Below are 15507 nucleotides of genomic sequence, written 5' to 3'. Positions count from 1 at the left end.
CCCCGGTTCCTCCCCATCGGACGACGGTGAGCGTTGGTATGGTCCCCGCCCGTTCTCGTGTTTCGCGGGGTGCGCGCTCGCCTACGGTTCTAGATACGTGGGCCTATGAGGCGCACACTGGAGAACATGGAGGTCACCGTGGGCATAGACACACTGGGCGTGATCGTTGCACTCGCTGTCGGCATCGTGGGCCTCGCGACAACCGTGACGGCGTCGGCGCGTCGCACCCGCGCGGAGGTGAAGGCCGAGCTGACCGACCTGAAGGCTGAGTTCAAGACTGACCTGAACCGTCTCGACGAGCGTCTCTCACGGCTCGAAGACCGCGTGTCGAAGCTTGACGATCGGGTCTACGCGCTCGCCGCTGGCCTCGCACCGCGTCTCGCGCCCGCGTCAGGTGATACCTCTCGCGACGAGTGATCCGCCTCGATCCGCCTCCCCATTCGTGCGAACGGCGCGGGTCTCCACACCCGTGACGACACGTGCGCGCTGAGGCCCACGAGGTGGCAGGCTTGCCGCATCCGTCGCACAATGAAGGGGTGATCTCGCTCGTGGACCCACAGAACTGGCTCTACATCGCCGCGCTCACGACCGTCATGCTGGGAGGCACGACGGTGATCGTCACACTCACCAATCGCACGACGACTGCCGCGATCCACGGGTTGCGGGGCGAGCTCTCTGGGCGGATCGACGCACTGGGCGGTGAGGTCAACGGGCGAATCGACGCGCTGAGCGGGCGTATCGACGGGCTGCAGGGGGAGATGAATGCGCGGTTCGCGGCGGTCGACGTGCGCTTCAGCGCGCTCGAGCACCGGATCGACAACCTCGACCGCGACGTGTCGGCTCTCATCAAGCGCGCGCTGGACTCCTAGACTCGCGACACGCTGGCGTACGGCATCCGCTGTGCTGCACGCAGGACGATGAGGAGCGGTTCCTCCACAGCGCGCCGAAGAACTCGGCTGCCGTTGGACCGGCGTCGACCGAGTGCGAGATGTCGGCGGCGGCTGCAACGATGGTTTCGTGGACTACTGGCATGAGGTTGCCCAATCTCTCGGGGGCGCGAACTACGACCGCGGCTGGACGCTGAACGCGGCAGGGCGGGTCACGATCGTCGACCTGGAAGCCGACCACGCGCGCACCTCGGTCGATGCCGTCGTGCGCGATCGCGGCCACGGGGGCGATGAGGTCGTGGTCGTCTCGGCCGTCATCGAGCCTGCGCGCGGGTCGATGAGTGCCTACTGCAGTTGCGAGCATGCCCCGCACTGCGCGCACGTCGCTGCCGTGCTGCTCGCCGTCTCGGATGCCGGGACGGACTCGGGCGCGAGAGGGCCGAAAGGCCAGTCATTCCCGCCGCGAGACAGCACTCCACCGTGGCAACGCTCGCTCGATGGGCTGCTGCCGGCATCCGATGCAGCCGCCGTGGAACTGTGCCTGTTCATCACCCTGCAGACACCGCGCGCGACGCGCTGGAGCAGGGTCCCGCAGCAGCCGAGGCTCGCGGCCCGGCCCGGGATGCGCGGCGCGCGAGGCGCATGGATCAAGGGCAAGGCCCGCTGGGGGCACCTCGACGGGCTGCAGGCGGATCCTGCGGCGCTCGCGCTGCTGATCGAACTCGACGTTCTCGACCCTGCCGCGAACTCGTGGGGCTACACCTATCGCGACGACGAATGGATGCAGCTCGACCGGCTGCCCTCGCGGACGCTCTGGTCGCTGTTGACCGATCTCGAGGCGGCGGGGGTCGCGCTCGTCTCACCGGGCAAGGCGCAGCATCCGGTGCGGCTCGACGGGGAGCCGTTGACCCCGCGGATCGCGGTCACCGAGAACCGCAAGCGACTCGCGGTGCGCGGCGAGCTGGTGCCGGTGCGAGACGACGAGGATGCCGGCGCCGGGGACGCCGACGCCGGCGCCGACGGGGAAAGTGAAGCGTCGGAGCCGCTCGTGACCGTCGGTAATCCTCCGATCGCCGTGGGTCGGGTCACCGCAGCCGGCACCGCGGAAGAACGCATCGTGCTGCACCCCCTCGATCCGCCGCTCACCGGGCCGATGCGCGACCTGCTCGCCGCCGACAAGCCCATCTCGGTCGACACGGCAGGCAGAGAGCGCTTCGAGAGCCACTACCTCCCGCGGCTGCAGGCGATCGCGCCGGTCGTATCGCCCGATGCCAGCTACACGGTGCCGGCACCGCCGAGCACCGTGCTCGAAGTGCGCGTCGACCACGGCGACGGGCTTGCCCACCTCACCTGGCGATGGGACCGGCTCGGCGGCAGCATCCGTCCCGACCGGGTTCGCGAGGGCGGCATCCTCGATGCCGTTCGCGGCGCCGCGGGTGCCCACGCCTCCATCGTCCTGCCGGATGCCGCGGTGGTGCCGCCCGACCAAACCCTGCGAGGTGCGGCTGCTGTGCTGTTCGTCGCCGAAGTGCTGCCCGGCCTGCGCTCGCTCGAGACCGTGCGGGTCGTCGAAGACGTCGAGGCTCCCAGCTTCCGTGCCGCATCCCGGGCGCCGGATGTCTCGGTCGCCGCCCAGCCCGGAACCAACGACTGGTTCGACCTGAGCGTGCAGGTGCGTATCGAGGGTGAGGACGTCGACTTCGCTGCCCTGTTCCGGGCGCTCAGCGAGAACGAGCCGATCCTCGTCCTGCCCAGCGGCACCTACTTCTCGCTCGATACGCCCGAGCTGCAGCGCCTGCGCGAGATCATCGCCGAAGCCAGTGCCCTCTCGGACCGCCCCGTCACCTCGGTGCAGGTCAGTCGCTACCAGGCCGACCTCTGGGAAGAGCTCGTCGAGCTGGGCGTCGCCGCGCGCCAGGAGATCGAATGGTGGATGCGGGTGCGTGGGCTCAGCGACCACGATCAGCTCACCCCCATTGATGCGCCACCGACGCTGTGCGCCGAGCTGCGCGACTACCAGCGCACAGGGTACTCCTGGCTGCACTTCCTGCGCACTCACCAACTCGGCGGGGTGCTCGCCGACGACATGGGCCTGGGTAAGACCCTGCAGACCATCGCGATGATCGAGAAAGCACGACTCGATGCGCTTGAGACGGGCGACCAGCAGCATCCGCCGTTTCTCATCGTCGCCCCCACCAGCGTCGTCGGCAACTGGGCTGCCGAGTGCGCGCGATTCGCGCCCGAGCTGCGCGTCGCTGCGATCAGCGCAATGGGAAACAAGCGCGGCACGGTACTGGCCGACGAGGTCGCCGGGGCGCACGTCGTCGTGACCAGCTACGCGCTGTTCCGTCTCGAGTTCGACGCTTACGCGACCCTGGACTGGCAGGGGCTCATTCTCGACGAGGCTCAACAGATCAAGAACCCGTCGTCGCAGGGCTACAAATGCGCCCGGATGCTGGATGCCCCCTTCACGCTCGTCATCACCGGCACTCCGCTCGAGAACAACCTGCTCGAGCTGTGGGCGCTTGTCTCACTCGCGTGCCCGGGTCTGCTGGGCGGGCGTCGCAACTTCACCGAGTACTACCGCACACCCATCGAACGAGAACTCGACAACGAACGGTTGCGGACGCTGCAGCGCCGCATCCGCCCCTTCCTGCTGCGCCGCACCAAGGAGCTTGTCGCATCGGAGCTGCCGCCCAAGCAAGAGCAGCAACTCGTGCTCGATCTGCACCCGACCCACCGGCGGCTCTACGACCGCAGGCTCGCACGTGAGCGCCAGAAAGTGCTCGGTCTGGTCGACGACGTCGAGGCGAACCGGTTCCAGATCTTCCGCTCGCTCACCCTGCTTCGCCAACTCTCGCTCTCGCCCGACCTGGTCGACGAAGGCGAAGCGCCCTCGGCAAAGCTCGACGCCCTCCTCGAGTTGCTTCGCGAGGCAGCTGCCGAAGGGCACCGCGCCCTCGTGCTCAGCCAGTTCACCCGCTTCCTCGGCCGCGCGCGGGATGCTGCGACGGATGCCGGGATCGCCTCGCTCTACCTCGACGGCTCAACGACCAACCGCGCTGCCGTCATCGACCAGTTCCGCACCGGCGACGCGCCAGCGTTCTTCGTCTCGCTCAAGGCGGGCGGTGTCGGGCTCAACCTCGTCGAGGCCGACTACGTCATCCTGCTCGACCCGTGGTGGAACCCGGCCGTCGAGGCGCAGGCCATCGACCGCGCCCACCGGATCGGTCAGACCAGACCCGTCATCGTCTACCGGCTTGTCTCGAAAGGAACAATCGAAGAAAAGGTCATGGCGCTCAAGACCGCCAAAGCCCAACTGTTCGACCGCGTGCTCGACACCGACGGCGACGCCATCGGTGGCGGACTCTCTGCGGACGACATCCGCAGCCTCGTCGACTGAACCGCCGATCGGTATTAGTCAGACGCGAGAAGAGTCGCGCCCGGCTCTGCGTTTGGTGGCGTGAAAGCGATGCTATCGGTAGCGTAAGGATGCTGCGGATGGTAGTTTAGCCGCGTGGATGGCTACCTTCCTCGGTTGATGGATCAGCAGCTGACCGCTGCGCTCGGTGAGGTGGCAGCGGTAGCCGTCGAGGGTCCGAAGGGAGTCGGAAAGACGGCGGCGGCCACTCGACAAGCCGAGAGCGTCATCCGGTTGGACGATGACTCGCAACGCCAGGCGTTCGAAGCCGACCCCAACCGCATCAGGTCACTCGCGTCGCCGCTGCTCATCGATGAATGGCAGCGATCACCCCAGGCGTGGGACGTTGCTCGCCGATGGGTGGACGACGGCGCGCCGACCGGAAGTGTCATCCTCACCGGGAGCGCGCATCCGCCCGGAGCGGCTGTTCACTCGGGGGCCGGCCGGATCGTTCCGCTTCGTATGCGGCCGCTCTCGCTCGCCGAACGATTCCCCGGGTCGGTGACTGTATCGCTCGGCGACCTGCTGTCGAGCCAAGCGTCAGTGGAGGGCGTGAGCGGTCTGGGCTTCGTGGACTATGTGCGTGAGATCACGGCATCCGGCTTTCCAGGTATCAGAACACTCACCCCGCGGGGCCAACGACTGCAACTCGACGCCTACATCGACAACGTGATCCACCGGGAATTCGCCCAACAGGGTCACGTCGTGCGGGCCCCCGACACTCTGCGACGGTGGATGCGTGCATACGCCGCCGCCACCGCGACCACGGCAAGCTACGCGACGGTGCTCGAGGCGGCCACGCCGGCTGAGGGCGCGAAACCCGCCAAGACGACAGCGATCGCCTATCGAGACGTGCTCTCGTCGCTCTGGCTGTTGGATCCGGTGGAGCCGTGGGTTCCGCGAGGAAATGAACTCGGTCGTCTTTCTCAAGCACCCAAGCACTTCCTCGCCGACCCCGCTCTCGTGTGCCGTTTACTCGAGCTCGACTCTGACGAACTCCTCGGATTCGACGGCGACGGATCGCGAACCTCGGAGTTCTTCGGCTCCGGTTACGGGCCGCTTCTCGGACGACTCTTTGAAGCGCTGGTCGCGCTCAGCCTCCACGCGTATGCATCCCACGCAGAGGCGCGGCTCGGCCACTTTCGCACCCGCAACGGCGACCGGGAAGTCGACTTCATCGTGCAACGAGGACGACGTGTTGTGGCCTTCGAGGTCAAGCTCTCGGCTGCTGTCGACGACTCCGACGTGCGGCACCTGCGCTGGCTTCGTGACCGCCTCGGGCCGCAGCTCGCGGATGCGGCAGTGATCACCACGGGCGAGCTCGCCTACCGAAGGTCGGATGGAATTGCGGTGATCCCGGCTGCACTGCTCGGGGCCTGACCTGAGCTGTCGCGCCTGCATAATCGCGGATCCGCGGGCGCGCGTTACTCAGGCCGGGAGGCGGGCTGTATGACAGGTATCCCGAGAACGGTGAGCGCTTCGGCTCGGCGGCAGGCGTAGGTCACGAAGCCGTCGAGGTATCGAGATAGACCGCCATCTCAGAAACGCTCGTCGTCGCGCAGCGCGTGCAGCTGCGGCGACAGCGAGTCGCCGGGCGCGGGCGGCATCAGCTCGGCGATTGCGCGACGCGAGACGAGAGCGCTGCGGATGACGCGAGCCACTTCCTCCACGGCCGGGAGGAGCTGGCTCATCGAGGTTTCGTAGGTGTTCCAGCTGCGGCCGGCCGGGTCGAGAACGTCATCCTCTGCCGGATCGGCTGGCGCGTCAACAGTGCCGCGGACGCTAAGCACCCGCGCGAGGGCAGCCTGGAACCGCGCTCGCGGGTCGTCGCCGGCATCCGTCGCAGCCTCGTGGATCTCGGCATCCGTCACGTGCCGTGACAGGCGAGCGAACTCGAGGATCGTGAACGCGTTGCGCAACAGTGACGGGTCGAGTTCGACCACGGCCTTGCGGTGCGCGCGCGTCATCGCGAGCACCAGATCACGACCGGCGAGCACCGGCTCGGTCAGACGCTTGGCCTGATGAGCCTCGATCTCTGCCGCCGGGATGCCGAGCTCAGCCGCGATTTCGCACGCCTGCTCGGTCATCGCCTCACCCGGACGCGGCTGGGTTCCGGCGCTCGCCACCTCGACCGGGAGATCGGCCAGGAGGAGACGCAGGTACAGCTCCGATAGGGGGGAGCGGACGATGTTGCCGGTGCAGACGGTGACGATCTCGATCGGCATGAATCGAGGGTACCTGGGGTGCGTTTCGTCTCGCTTCGCTCGGTCACCGAACGCGGACGAGCGGGAGGCGGCGAACGCCTGCCAACGCGGCATCCATCACCGCGACAGCGTCGGGGTCGAGATCGAAATCGGCCATGCTGGCTCGAGCAGCCTCGAAAGCTTCGACGAGACCCGATCTGATCTCGTCAACGACTGAGGATGCATCGTTCGGGGGTACACCGAATCGCGACCCCGTGCGGACGAGACCTGCCACAGAGATTCGGTCGAGTGCGTACTCGCCCTCCACGCTCATGGCGCTGCTGATGATCGCGGAGCCATCCCAGTACGCGGCGTACGTCAGCAGATCGTAGAGTGGCGCGAGCCGCACCGAGCGGCCCCTCAGCATGAGGGAGTAGTTCTTGGCGTGAGCATCCGTGCACCCCGCCACCACGTTGAAGACGAACGCGCGGAAGAACGCGGCGCCGGTCGCCTCGCGATCCGCGACGAGCGGCAGGGAACCGATGAGCTGAGCGATGCTGGCCACGCCCGGTCCGCCGTCGCGTTGCTGGTACTTCTTTGACGGCGGCACGCTGAGTGCCTGGCACATGTCCTCTTGGTGGAGGCGATGCCACCGCCCATCCGTCCACTCGCGGTCGTATCTCTCGCTGATCAAGACGTTCCAGTGGCCGACACGGCCAAGCCGCGCGGTTGCGACATCACACCCAAGATGAGCCGCTGCGCGCAGAGTGAGTTGCTCAACCACGTCGATGCGGCGGAAGGTACCGACGACCGGCTTGAGGATGTGCGTGGTCGGTTGGCTTCCCTCAGGAACCGCCCAGCGGCCATCCGGCATCCGGAACAACGCGATCTTCGGTTGCGCGCCGGCGATGCTGAAGCGCCCAGCGCCATCCCCGACAGCGACGCCGTCGGTGTACTCGGTAACCACCTGGTCGAGCATCCGAGCCACCTCCGCCTCGGTGACCGGCCGCGCGCTCTGTTCGGCGCGCGCGTCGCTCGCGAGTTCAGCGGGCGGAAGGATCTGTACCGCGCCCGCCGCATCTGCCCCAATGTGCTCGAGGAGCGCGAACGGGTTCGCAGGCGACGCCCCGAAGCGTCGTCCGATCGCCCGGAGCGCCTCGTCGTTGTCGGGGAGCAGCCCCTGGAGCCAGGGGAGCACCACGCGCTTTCGATGTGTTGCCGCACTCAGCGGCATCGCGAGCGACAGGGGAGTCGCATCGTGACGATCTCGGTAGTCGGCGTCATAGGTGAAGCTGACGTTTCCTGCTGCCGACTGGGTGAGCATCCCCGTCGGGATGCCATCCAGATACACCGCCAGTTCGGATGCCGTCACCGCAGCACCTGCCCGGTCGCGAGATCCCGCAGCACGACCTCGTAACCGAGCGCCTGGAAGAGATCGAAGAGCTTCGCTGACTCGACCGTCGGCTTGCCCGACTCGACATCGGCGACGAAGGATCGTGACAATCGCGCTCGTGTGGCGAGGTCTTGCTGTGTCCAGCCCCGTTGCGTGCGCAGCTCTCGCACAACTGCCGACGCGTCGCGCATTGTCAACACTCCGGGCCCCCTGATCAGTCCGTGCAGCCGTACGGCTGCACGAGCGGTTGTCGCCGTACGGCTGCATTCTACGTTGTCGCCGTACGGCTACACAAGGCATGGGCTCAGGGTGCTTCGCTCGCGCCTTGCCGTCCCTGACGTCGTTTCGGGAATCGGCTGCGGGGTGATTCCCGAAATGACATCGAGGCGGGTATGATGTTGTAACGGGAATCACCAGTGTCGGGGGGACATCACATGCGAGTGCTCATCGACGATCCGAGTGACCTCGGGCGGGTCATCCGTCGCATCCGAGAACAGCATGGGTGGACGCAACGCCGACTCGCCGCAGCTCTCGGGGTCGGCCAACGCTACGTCCACGAACTCGAAACCGGGCGCGCAAAGAGGTTCGACACTCACTACCTGCAGGTGCTCGCTGCACTGGGCGTGCAGCTGGTCGCCGAGGTTGACGATCCCGATCCCGCGGCATCCGAATCATGACCGACGCCCTGCCCGTGCGGCTCTATGACACACGCATCGGAACGCTCGAACGCACGGCGCGAGGCGGGGTGGTTCTGCGCTGGTCGCGCGAGGCGATCGACCGGTGGGGTGAGAACTCCCGGGTTCTCAGCGCTGGCCTGCGCGTAGGAGTGGACGACGAGCACGCCTCCGAAGCGTTCTTCGGGGGGCTGCTTCCCGAGGGCGAGCACATCGCCCGGCTCGCGCGGGAAGTCAAAGTCGACCGCGGCGATGTCGTGGGCCTGCTGGCGGAGGTCGGAGCCGACCTCGCCGGGGCGTTGCGAGTGGGTCACCTCGAGGCTCAGCAGCGCGACCCCGAGAAGCTCGACATTGACGCCGTCGGGGCGCTCCTGGACCGTGCGAGCGGCTTCCTCATCGGCGGGGGAGGATCTGCGCTCCCCGGCTTTCAGCGCAAGCTCACGCTCACACGCCGTGACGGATCGTGGTGGCGTGGTAACGGCGTCATCCCCTCGACCCACATCCTCAAGCCTGTCGCGGCCGAATACGTGGCATCCGTCGAGAGCGAGAACTATGCGCTGCAGGTCGCGCGGCACCCCGGGCTTCTCGCATTCGAAACCTGGACCGAAACCGTTGCGGGCCGCCCCGTGCTTGTCGTCGAACGCTACGACCGCGTCGACGACGGTGACACTGTTCGCCGCATCCATCAGGAGGATGCCGCGCAAGCGCTGCGCCTGCCATGGGGTGGCAACGACAAGTTCGAGCAGAACAACCCCAGCGCCACCCTGCGAGGCATCGCGGGCCTTCTTGACACCGGACGGACCGTCTTCGAGACGCCGTACGCCGACCGGCTACGCCTCGCGCGATACGCAGCGTTCACCATCGCCGTCGGCAACACAGACGCCCACGCGAAGAACTTCTCTCTGCTGCACGATGAGCGGGGCCGGATCACGCTGGCGCCGATCTACGACGCGGCGCCGCTCGCTCTGGCCTATGACGCGACGGACGCCCTCGCGTTGCGGATCAACGGGGTGACACGTCTGCCCGATGTCACGGCCTCCGACCTGGTCGCCGAGGCGACGAGTTGGGGTGTGCCGGACGGGGAGGCTCGGGCGGCGATCGATGAGACGCTCACCGCCATCGTCGAAGCAACGCGCGACGTGCACGCGCACCCGGCGATCGAGGCGCACGTGCCCGGTTACATCCGCGGGCAGGCAGAGAACCTGCTCGCCGGTCGACCCGCACGGATCTCGTCCACCATTCCGCTCGCGTTGCGCGAACGCATCGGCAGCCCCCAGGACCGGGACGCGTGAGGGCTGGGACGTCGCGTCGCTCGGGCGGCGGCCGGGAGGGGTCGCTCGTTCAACGACCGGGGGGTCGCTCGGATGGGGGCTGCCTGCTCACCGAACGGGCGCGGCCTCGCGGATGCGGTCGGCGAACGCCGCGGCGGCATCCAGCGCCGGGATCATCTCCGACACCATGCGGGCATAGTGAGAGCGCCGACGCGTCAGCTCAGGGTCGAAGACATCATCGACCGCCGGGTCACCCGGTGGATTCATCGTGCCCCGCACCTCGCGCACGAGGTCGGTCGCGGCGCGGACCCTCGCATCCGGATCATCGCCGGCGCGATCAAGCGCCCGCTGAAGGGTATCATCGTCAACCGCCGCGGAGAGCCTCTCGAACTCACGCATCGTGAACGCGCGATCCAAGGCGCTCAGGTCCATCCGCACGCACGCACTGCGATGGATGCGAGCAGCACCGAGAATGATGTCGGCCTGCTCCACCATCTCGCGCGTCAACAGCTGCGGCCGATGAGCCTCGGCATCCGTCATCGACAAACCCAGCGCCTTCGCCGCATCCCGAGCGCGCCGTGTCATTCCGTCGCCCGGCGCCGGATGCGTTCCGGCGCTGCGGATCGTGACCGCGCGGCCCGCCAGCTTCTCGCGCAAATACAACTCTGCCAACGGCGAACGAATCATGTTCGCCGTGCACACCACAAGGACATCGACCATTGATCCCCAGATCTCTTTGGTCCCCACCACTTCGGGTGTCGAAGCCCCGTCCCCATGTGCATCGACATGACGCATCGTAGGGGGCGAATGTGAACGGGGGGTTTCGCGGGGTCGGGGTGCGTTTCGTCTCGCTTCGCTCGCTCACCGACCGGGGAGTGGGCGCTCGCGAGGCGACCGGGGAGGGGGTCAGCGGGTGGCTACGAAGGTGTCGCCCGCCCAGATCCAGGGCGTGCCGTTGGCATCCAGGGTTACGGCAACCGGGGCATCGGTCGGAACGCTCGGGATGCACGTCGCAGCCCCGGGCTCCGCCACCAGCGTCCCGTCGCAGGATGCGGCATCCGCCCGCGCCGTCGTGATCTGACCGTCGCCGGCAACCGTCAGCGCCAGGACTCCGGCCTGATCGAGGGAAGACCAGGTGGCGGCATCCGTCGTCTGGGAGGCATCCGACCCGCAGATGACCGCCGTCGTGCCACCATTCGCGCGGACGCCTGTCGGTGTTGCGCACGGGGCGTCGAGTTCGCCAGCCGGCGTCACGACTGCCGCCGGATTCGCGGGGTCAACGTACGTCGACGAAGCGAGGATTTCGTCGTTGGGTTCCCAGAACTCGCCGTACGTGAAGGTCCGCAGCCCCTGCAGTTCGCAGCCATCACCCATCAGCGCGACGATCATCGCCTGATCCGCCGCATACGGCTCCAGGGCGAGGATCTGCTGGATGCCGCGATAGCGGGGCGTCACGTCACTCCACGTCGCGCCGCCATCGGTTGAGCGCTCGAGCAGCGGCTCTGCCGCGCCGCACGCGCCAGCAGTCGCCCGCCACATGTCGCCAGCGTTGACCATGAGAAAACGCTCATCGGCGCCGGTTGCCGCCGCGACCGTCGAGGTCGGTGTCGGGGTGGGCGTTGCGGTCGGCGTCTCGACACCCATCGTCGGGGTCACGCGCGGCGACTCGGTCGGAGGAGGAGTCTGCGTGCGCGTGATCGCCAGCCAGCTGAGGCCCCCGACGGCGAGGATCAGCGCCGCGACGATCACGATCGACACCCACGCGGGCACAGAGCCCCGGGAGCGGCGTCTTGACGTGCTCGAGCGGTAGGCCACGGCGGTCCTCGCGAGTCGGCTGGTGTGCGGTGGGCGGAACAGTATCCGCTCGCCCTCGCGATGCGGATAGAAGCGTGTGGTTCTGGCGCCGAACCGGCGAGGAGTTCCCCCGACAGGTACCCTGGCGCCTATGACGGAGTCTAGCGCGGCGACAGTACGTTCACGGGAACGAGGATCGTCGAGGGGCTCAGACTCGGCCGCGGAACCCGGATCCTCGCGGCGATCCGCCTCTTCACGCGGGTCGGATTCGTCACGCGGGTCGGATTCGTCCCGCGGTTCGCGGCGGAGCGAACGCGCCAGCCACACCTGGCGGTCGGGCGGGTCATCCGTCGCCCGGTGGGACTGGGAACTCGTCGGATGGGCAGTGCTGCTGCTCGGCGCCGGCATCCTGCTCGCAACCCTTGCCGACCGGCTCGTGGGCGGCGCGCTCGGTTCCGCGCTCTCGATCGCCGCCCTCTGGGGAGGGATGCTCGCCGCCATCATCCTCGCCTTCGTGCGCTCGCGGCCCCGGATGCTGCTGCGCTTCCACCCCTTCGACCTGCTCTACGGCGTCGTGCTCGGCGTGCTGTTGCGCTTCATCCAGGGCTTCCTCGAGATCGCCGGCACCGGCACTGCCGCGTGGCCCACAGCAGGCACGCTGGACGGGTCACTTCCGGCATCCTTCTGGTTCGACGGGGTGCTCGCACCGGTCGTGATCGCGCCGCTTCTCGAGGAGTTCTTCTTCCGGGCCGTGCTGCTCGTCGCGATCTTCACGGCGGTCAGACGGATGACGAACTCCCGCTCGTGGGCCGGGTTCGCCGCCATTGCCGTCACGACTCTGCTCTTCATCGGGCTGCACCTCGTGTTCGACATCTACACGTGGTGGTCGGTTGCCACTCTCGGAATCGTCGGACTCGTCTGCGCCGGCCTCGTCGTGGCCACCTCGCGCATCTGGGGAGCCGTACTCACCCACATCGTGTTCAACGGCGTCGCCGTCGCGATGCTGCTCGTCGGCACCGTCGGCACCTAGGGCGTCGGGGTTCAGCGCGTCGCGCCTAATGCCGTGGGGGAGCGAGACCATCGGCTGGTACGCGCTGAGCCTCAGCGAAACCGGGGGGACGTCGACGCTCCGTGCCAGTCCGGCGGGGGAGTGGGATGCGGTGCGCCGCAGTATCGATGCCGGAGCGTTCGCGCGCAGCATCCGGATGCCGTAAGCTAGCTCTTTGGTGCCTGCCTCACTGCGGCAGATCACCGCGAACGTGAGCCCTCCACTGGCGTGTTCGGCGGCCTTCGGCCGCGGAACCACCCCGGAGCGGGATTCACGAACTCCTCCGTTCGAACCAGAAAGCAGCACTATCGTGACGCGCACATTCACCCCCAAGGCTGGCGAAATCCAGCGCGAATGGCTCGTGATCGACGCCACCGACGTCGTTCTCGGCCGCCTCGCCTCTCACGCCGCCGCGCTCCTGCGCGGCAAGCACAAGGCGACCTTCGCGCCGCACGTTGACAGCGGCGACCACGTCATCATCATCAACGCCGACAAGGTTGCCCTCACCGGCCAGAAGCTCGAGAAGAAGATGGCCTACCGCCACTCCGGTTACCCGGGCGGCCTGAAGGCCGTCGCGTACAGCGAGCTGCTCGAGAAGAACCCCGTCCGCGCTGTCGAGAAGGCCATCCGCGGCATGCTCCCCAAGAACAGCCTGGGTCGCCAGCAGCTGTCCAAGCTGAAGGTGTACGTCGGTGCCGAGCACCCGCACGCCGCTCAGCAGCCCAAGACATACACGCTCGACCAGGTCGCCCAGTAAGCGCCGGACAGACCCAGAAGGACATACTCGTGGCGAACGACACCACCGCAACCGAGCCCACCAGCTACACCACCGAATCCGCCGTCGACGTCGAGGCCGTTGAGGCTGCACGTCCCGTGCTCAACGTCCCCGGCGCGGCAGTGGGCCGCCGCAAGGAGGCCATCGCGCGCGTGCGCCTGGTCCCCGGCACCGGCACCATCACCGTCAACGGCCGCACGTTCGAGAACTACTTCCCGAACAAGCTGCACCAGCAGCTCGTGACCGACCCCTTCACCCTGCTGAACCTCACCGGCGCCTACGACGTCATCGCCCGCATCCAGGGTGGCGGCCCCTCGGGCCAGGCAGGTGCGCTGCGCCTGGGCATCGCCCGTGCGCTCAACGAGATCGACGCCGAGAACAACCGCCCGGCCCTCAAGAAGGCCGGCTTCCTCTCGCGCGACGCTCGCGTCAAGGAGCGCAAGAAGGCCGGTCTCAAGAAGGCGCGCAAGGCTCCGCAGTACTCGAAGCGTTAATCGCTTCGCCACCGCGCACCATGCCGCTGTTCGGCACGGACGGCGTACGAGGGCTTGCCAACGGCATCCTCACCGCCGATCTCGCGTTGTCCTTGGCCCAGGCGACCGCTGTCGTCCTGGGCCAAGGACGCACCGCTGACGCCCGCCGCGCCGCGGGTAAGCGGCTCACCGCTGTCGTCGCACGGGATCCTCGCGTCTCGGGGGAGTTCCTCGTCGCCGCCGTTTCGGCGGGACTCGCCTCCTCGGGCGTCGACGTGCTCGACGCCGGCGTCCTTCCGACGCCCGCCCTGGCCTACCTCGTCGGCGATCATGACGCCGACTTCGGGGTCATGGTGTCGGCATCCCACAACCCCGCCCCCGACAACGGCATCAAGATCTTCGCTCGCGGCGGCGTGAAGCTGCCCGACGTCGTCGAGGCGCGCATCGAAGCCGCCATGAGCGGCGAAAAGCTGCAGCCGACCGGCGCCGGCGTCGGCCGGATCACCCGGTTCTCGGATGCCGAGGACCGCTACGTCCTTCACCTGCTGCAGTCCCTGCCGCATCGGCTCGACGGGCTTCACGTTGTGCTCGACTGCGCGCACGGCGCGGCATCCGGCGTCTCACCGCAGACGTTCTCGGATGCCGGCGCACGCGTGACGGTCATCGGCGCCGATCCCGACGGACTGAACATCAACGACGGCGTCGGCTCGACGCACCTCGATCAGCTCTCGGCTGCTGTCGTCGCGCACGGCGCCGACCTCGGCATCGCGCACGACGGCGACGCCGACCGGTGCCTTGCCGTGGACGCTGCAGGCCAGGTCATCGACGGCGATCAGATCATGGCTATCCTCGCCGTCGCTTTGAAGGAGCGCGGCGAGCTCACCGACGACACGCTCGTCGCGACAGTCATGAGCAACCTCGGTCTTCACCGCGCGATGGCCGATCACGGCATCCGTGTCGAGCAGACAGCCGTCGGCGACCGGTATGTGCTGGAGCGCATGACCGAGGGCGGGTTCGCCCTTGGCGGCGAGCAGTCGGGCCACGTCATCATGTCGCGGTTCGCCACCACCGGCGACGGCCTGCTGACGGGGCTGCACCTCATGTCGCAGATGGCCCGGACCGGGCGCACACTCGCCGACCTCGCCTCGATCATGACCGTCTACCCGCAGGTGCTTGTGAATGTGACGGGCGTCGACCGATCGCTGGTTGCCACCGACGAGGTCGTACAGGATGCCGTCGCTGCGGCATCCGCAGCGCTCGGTCAGTCGGGCCGCGTTCTGCTGCGCCCTTCGGGCACGGAGCCCCTCGTGCGCGTCATGGTCGAGGCCGCCGACGCCGAAACCGCGCACGCTCAGGCCGAGGCCCTCGCCGAGGTCGTGCGCGAACGCCTGAGTCTCCCCGCTTGAGGCACGCCATAGCAGGCGCATAGGATTCGCCTTCCGGTGCCATAGCTCGACCCGTCACTCTCGATCCATCGATCCGCACGGACAGGAGAGACGGATGCCCGAGTTTCCCGAACCACAGACCACCCCCGATGGGCCCGCGTACGAGGGTCGGCTGCTGGAACGGCCCGACGAGGAGGTCGTCG

At 67.9% G+C, this 15507-nt stretch carries 16 protein-coding genes; 11 read left to right on the top strand and 5 right to left on the bottom strand.

What is annotated here, in order from left to right; genetic code table 11:
* Positions 1 to 105 precede the first annotated feature (105 nt).
* The 4 genes from AADH62_RS14025 (at position 106) to AADH62_RS14010 (ending at position 5688) form a co-directional block, all read left to right on the top strand.
* Positions 106 to 417, top strand: coding sequence for a hypothetical protein (locus AADH62_RS14025; RefSeq protein ID WP_341580042.1), 312 nt, complete (start codon positions 106 to 108; stop codon positions 415 to 417).
* A 119-nt stretch (positions 418 to 536) separates the two neighbouring features.
* The gene (locus AADH62_RS14020) at positions 537 to 869 is read left to right on the top strand and encodes a hypothetical protein (RefSeq protein ID WP_195693039.1); all 333 of its coding nucleotides are present in this window, start codon (positions 537 to 539) and stop codon (positions 867 to 869) included.
* Positions 870 to 1017: 148 nt separating this feature from the next.
* Complete coding sequence (locus AADH62_RS14015; RefSeq protein ID WP_341580041.1) at positions 1018 to 4290, top strand: DEAD/DEAH box helicase; 3273 nt, start codon at positions 1018 to 1020, stop codon at positions 4288 to 4290.
* Between the two features lie 114 nt (positions 4291 to 4404).
* Positions 4405 to 5688: an ATP-binding protein gene (locus AADH62_RS14010; protein ID WP_341580040.1), complete on the top strand. Its 1284-nt coding sequence runs from the start codon at positions 4405 to 4407 to the stop codon at positions 5686 to 5688.
* 158 nt (positions 5689 to 5846) lie between these two features.
* Here AADH62_RS14010 and AADH62_RS14005 read toward each other — a convergent pair whose 3' ends face one another.
* From AADH62_RS14005 to AADH62_RS13995, 3 genes are read right to left on the bottom strand one after another with little or no spacing between them, the layout of a single operon-like run.
* Positions 5847 to 6533: a low molecular weight phosphatase family protein gene (locus AADH62_RS14005; protein WP_341580039.1), complete on the bottom strand. Its 687-nt coding sequence runs from the start codon at positions 6531 to 6533 to the stop codon at positions 5847 to 5849.
* A 43-nt stretch (positions 6534 to 6576) separates the two neighbouring features.
* The gene (locus AADH62_RS14000; protein ID WP_341580037.1) at positions 6577 to 7863 is read right to left on the bottom strand and encodes a type II toxin-antitoxin system HipA family toxin; all 1287 of its coding nucleotides are present in this window, start codon (positions 7861 to 7863) and stop codon (positions 6577 to 6579) included.
* Entirely contained in the window at positions 7860 to 8075 is a 216-nt protein-coding gene (locus tag AADH62_RS13995) for a helix-turn-helix domain-containing protein (protein ID WP_292735617.1), read from the bottom strand. The genes AADH62_RS14000 and AADH62_RS13995 overlap by 4 nt, the downstream gene beginning before the upstream one ends.
* Before the next feature lie 243 nt (positions 8076 to 8318).
* Here AADH62_RS13995 and AADH62_RS13990 point away from each other — a divergent pair, with 243 nt between their 5' ends.
* A complete protein-coding gene (locus AADH62_RS13990; protein ID WP_341580035.1) occupies positions 8319 to 8561 on the top strand; it encodes a helix-turn-helix domain-containing protein in 243 nt (80 codons plus the stop codon).
* Positions 8558 to 9850: a type II toxin-antitoxin system HipA family toxin gene (locus AADH62_RS13985; RefSeq protein ID WP_341580034.1), complete on the top strand. Its 1293-nt coding sequence runs from the start codon at positions 8558 to 8560 to the stop codon at positions 9848 to 9850. The genes AADH62_RS13990 and AADH62_RS13985 overlap by 4 nt, the downstream gene beginning before the upstream one ends.
* An 87-nt stretch (positions 9851 to 9937) precedes the next feature.
* On the opposite strand, the gene AADH62_RS13980 is transcribed toward AADH62_RS13985, so the two are convergent.
* Both AADH62_RS13980 and AADH62_RS13975 read right to left on the bottom strand, forming a co-directional pair.
* A complete protein-coding gene (locus AADH62_RS13980; RefSeq protein ID WP_341580033.1) occupies positions 9938 to 10579 on the bottom strand; it encodes a low molecular weight phosphatase family protein in 642 nt (213 codons plus the stop codon).
* A gap of 156 nt (positions 10580 to 10735) precedes the next feature.
* Entirely contained in the window at positions 10736 to 11587 is an 852-nt protein-coding gene (locus tag AADH62_RS13975; protein WP_341580032.1) for a hypothetical protein, read from the bottom strand.
* Between the two features lie 421 nt (positions 11588 to 12008).
* On the opposite strand from AADH62_RS13975, the gene AADH62_RS13970 reads away from it, so the two are divergent.
* From AADH62_RS13970 to glmM, 5 genes are all read left to right on the top strand, one after another.
* Complete coding sequence (locus tag AADH62_RS13970; RefSeq protein WP_341580031.1) at positions 12009 to 12653, top strand: CPBP family intramembrane glutamic endopeptidase; 645 nt, start codon at positions 12009 to 12011, stop codon at positions 12651 to 12653.
* A gap of 28 nt (positions 12654 to 12681) precedes the next feature.
* On the top strand, positions 12682 to 12837 hold the full coding sequence (locus AADH62_RS13965; RefSeq protein ID WP_341580030.1) for a hypothetical protein: 156 nt from the start codon (positions 12682 to 12684) through the stop codon (positions 12835 to 12837).
* Between the two features lie 144 nt (positions 12838 to 12981).
* Positions 12982 to 13428, top strand: coding sequence for a 50S ribosomal protein L13 (gene rplM, locus AADH62_RS13960; protein ID WP_228177219.1), 447 nt, complete (start codon positions 12982 to 12984; stop codon positions 13426 to 13428).
* Between the two features lie 29 nt (positions 13429 to 13457).
* Positions 13458 to 13940, top strand: a complete 483-nt coding sequence (rpsI, locus tag AADH62_RS13955) for a 30S ribosomal protein S9 (protein WP_292729292.1) — start codon at positions 13458 to 13460, stop codon at positions 13938 to 13940.
* Positions 13941 to 13960: 20 nt separating this feature from the next.
* Positions 13961 to 15325, top strand: a complete 1365-nt coding sequence (gene glmM, locus AADH62_RS13950; protein ID WP_341580028.1) for a phosphoglucosamine mutase — start codon at positions 13961 to 13963, stop codon at positions 15323 to 15325.
* Positions 15326 to 15507 lie beyond the last annotated feature (182 nt).

The organism is Microbacterium schleiferi (genome assembly GCF_038150145.1).
Lineage (GTDB): Bacteria > Actinomycetota > Actinomycetes > Actinomycetales > Microbacteriaceae > Microbacterium > Microbacterium schleiferi_B.
This window is presented reverse-complemented; position numbering and strand designations above follow the sequence as displayed.

What these genes read in the sequence shown, in the direction of transcription:
- AADH62_RS14025 (WP_341580042.1), top strand. Translation starts at nt 106, where the DNA reads ATGAGGCGCACACTGGAGAACATGGAGGTCACCGTGGGCATAGACACA.
- AADH62_RS14005 (WP_341580039.1), bottom strand. Translation starts at nt 6,533, where the DNA reads ATGCCGATCGAGATCGTCACCGTCTGCACCGGCAACATCGTCCGCTCC.
- AADH62_RS13995 (WP_292735617.1), bottom strand. Translation starts at nt 8,075, where the DNA reads ATGCGCGACGCGTCGGCAGTTGTGCGAGAGCTGCGCACGCAACGGGGC.
- AADH62_RS13990 (WP_341580035.1), top strand. Translation starts at nt 8,319, where the DNA reads ATGCGAGTGCTCATCGACGATCCGAGTGACCTCGGGCGGGTCATCCGT.
- AADH62_RS13985 (WP_341580034.1), top strand. Translation starts at nt 8,558, where the DNA reads ATGACCGACGCCCTGCCCGTGCGGCTCTATGACACACGCATCGGAACG.
- AADH62_RS13965 (WP_341580030.1), top strand. Translation starts at nt 12,682, where the DNA reads ATGCCGTGGGGGAGCGAGACCATCGGCTGGTACGCGCTGAGCCTCAGC.
- glmM (WP_341580028.1), top strand. Translation starts at nt 13,961, where the DNA reads ATGCCGCTGTTCGGCACGGACGGCGTACGAGGGCTTGCCAACGGCATC.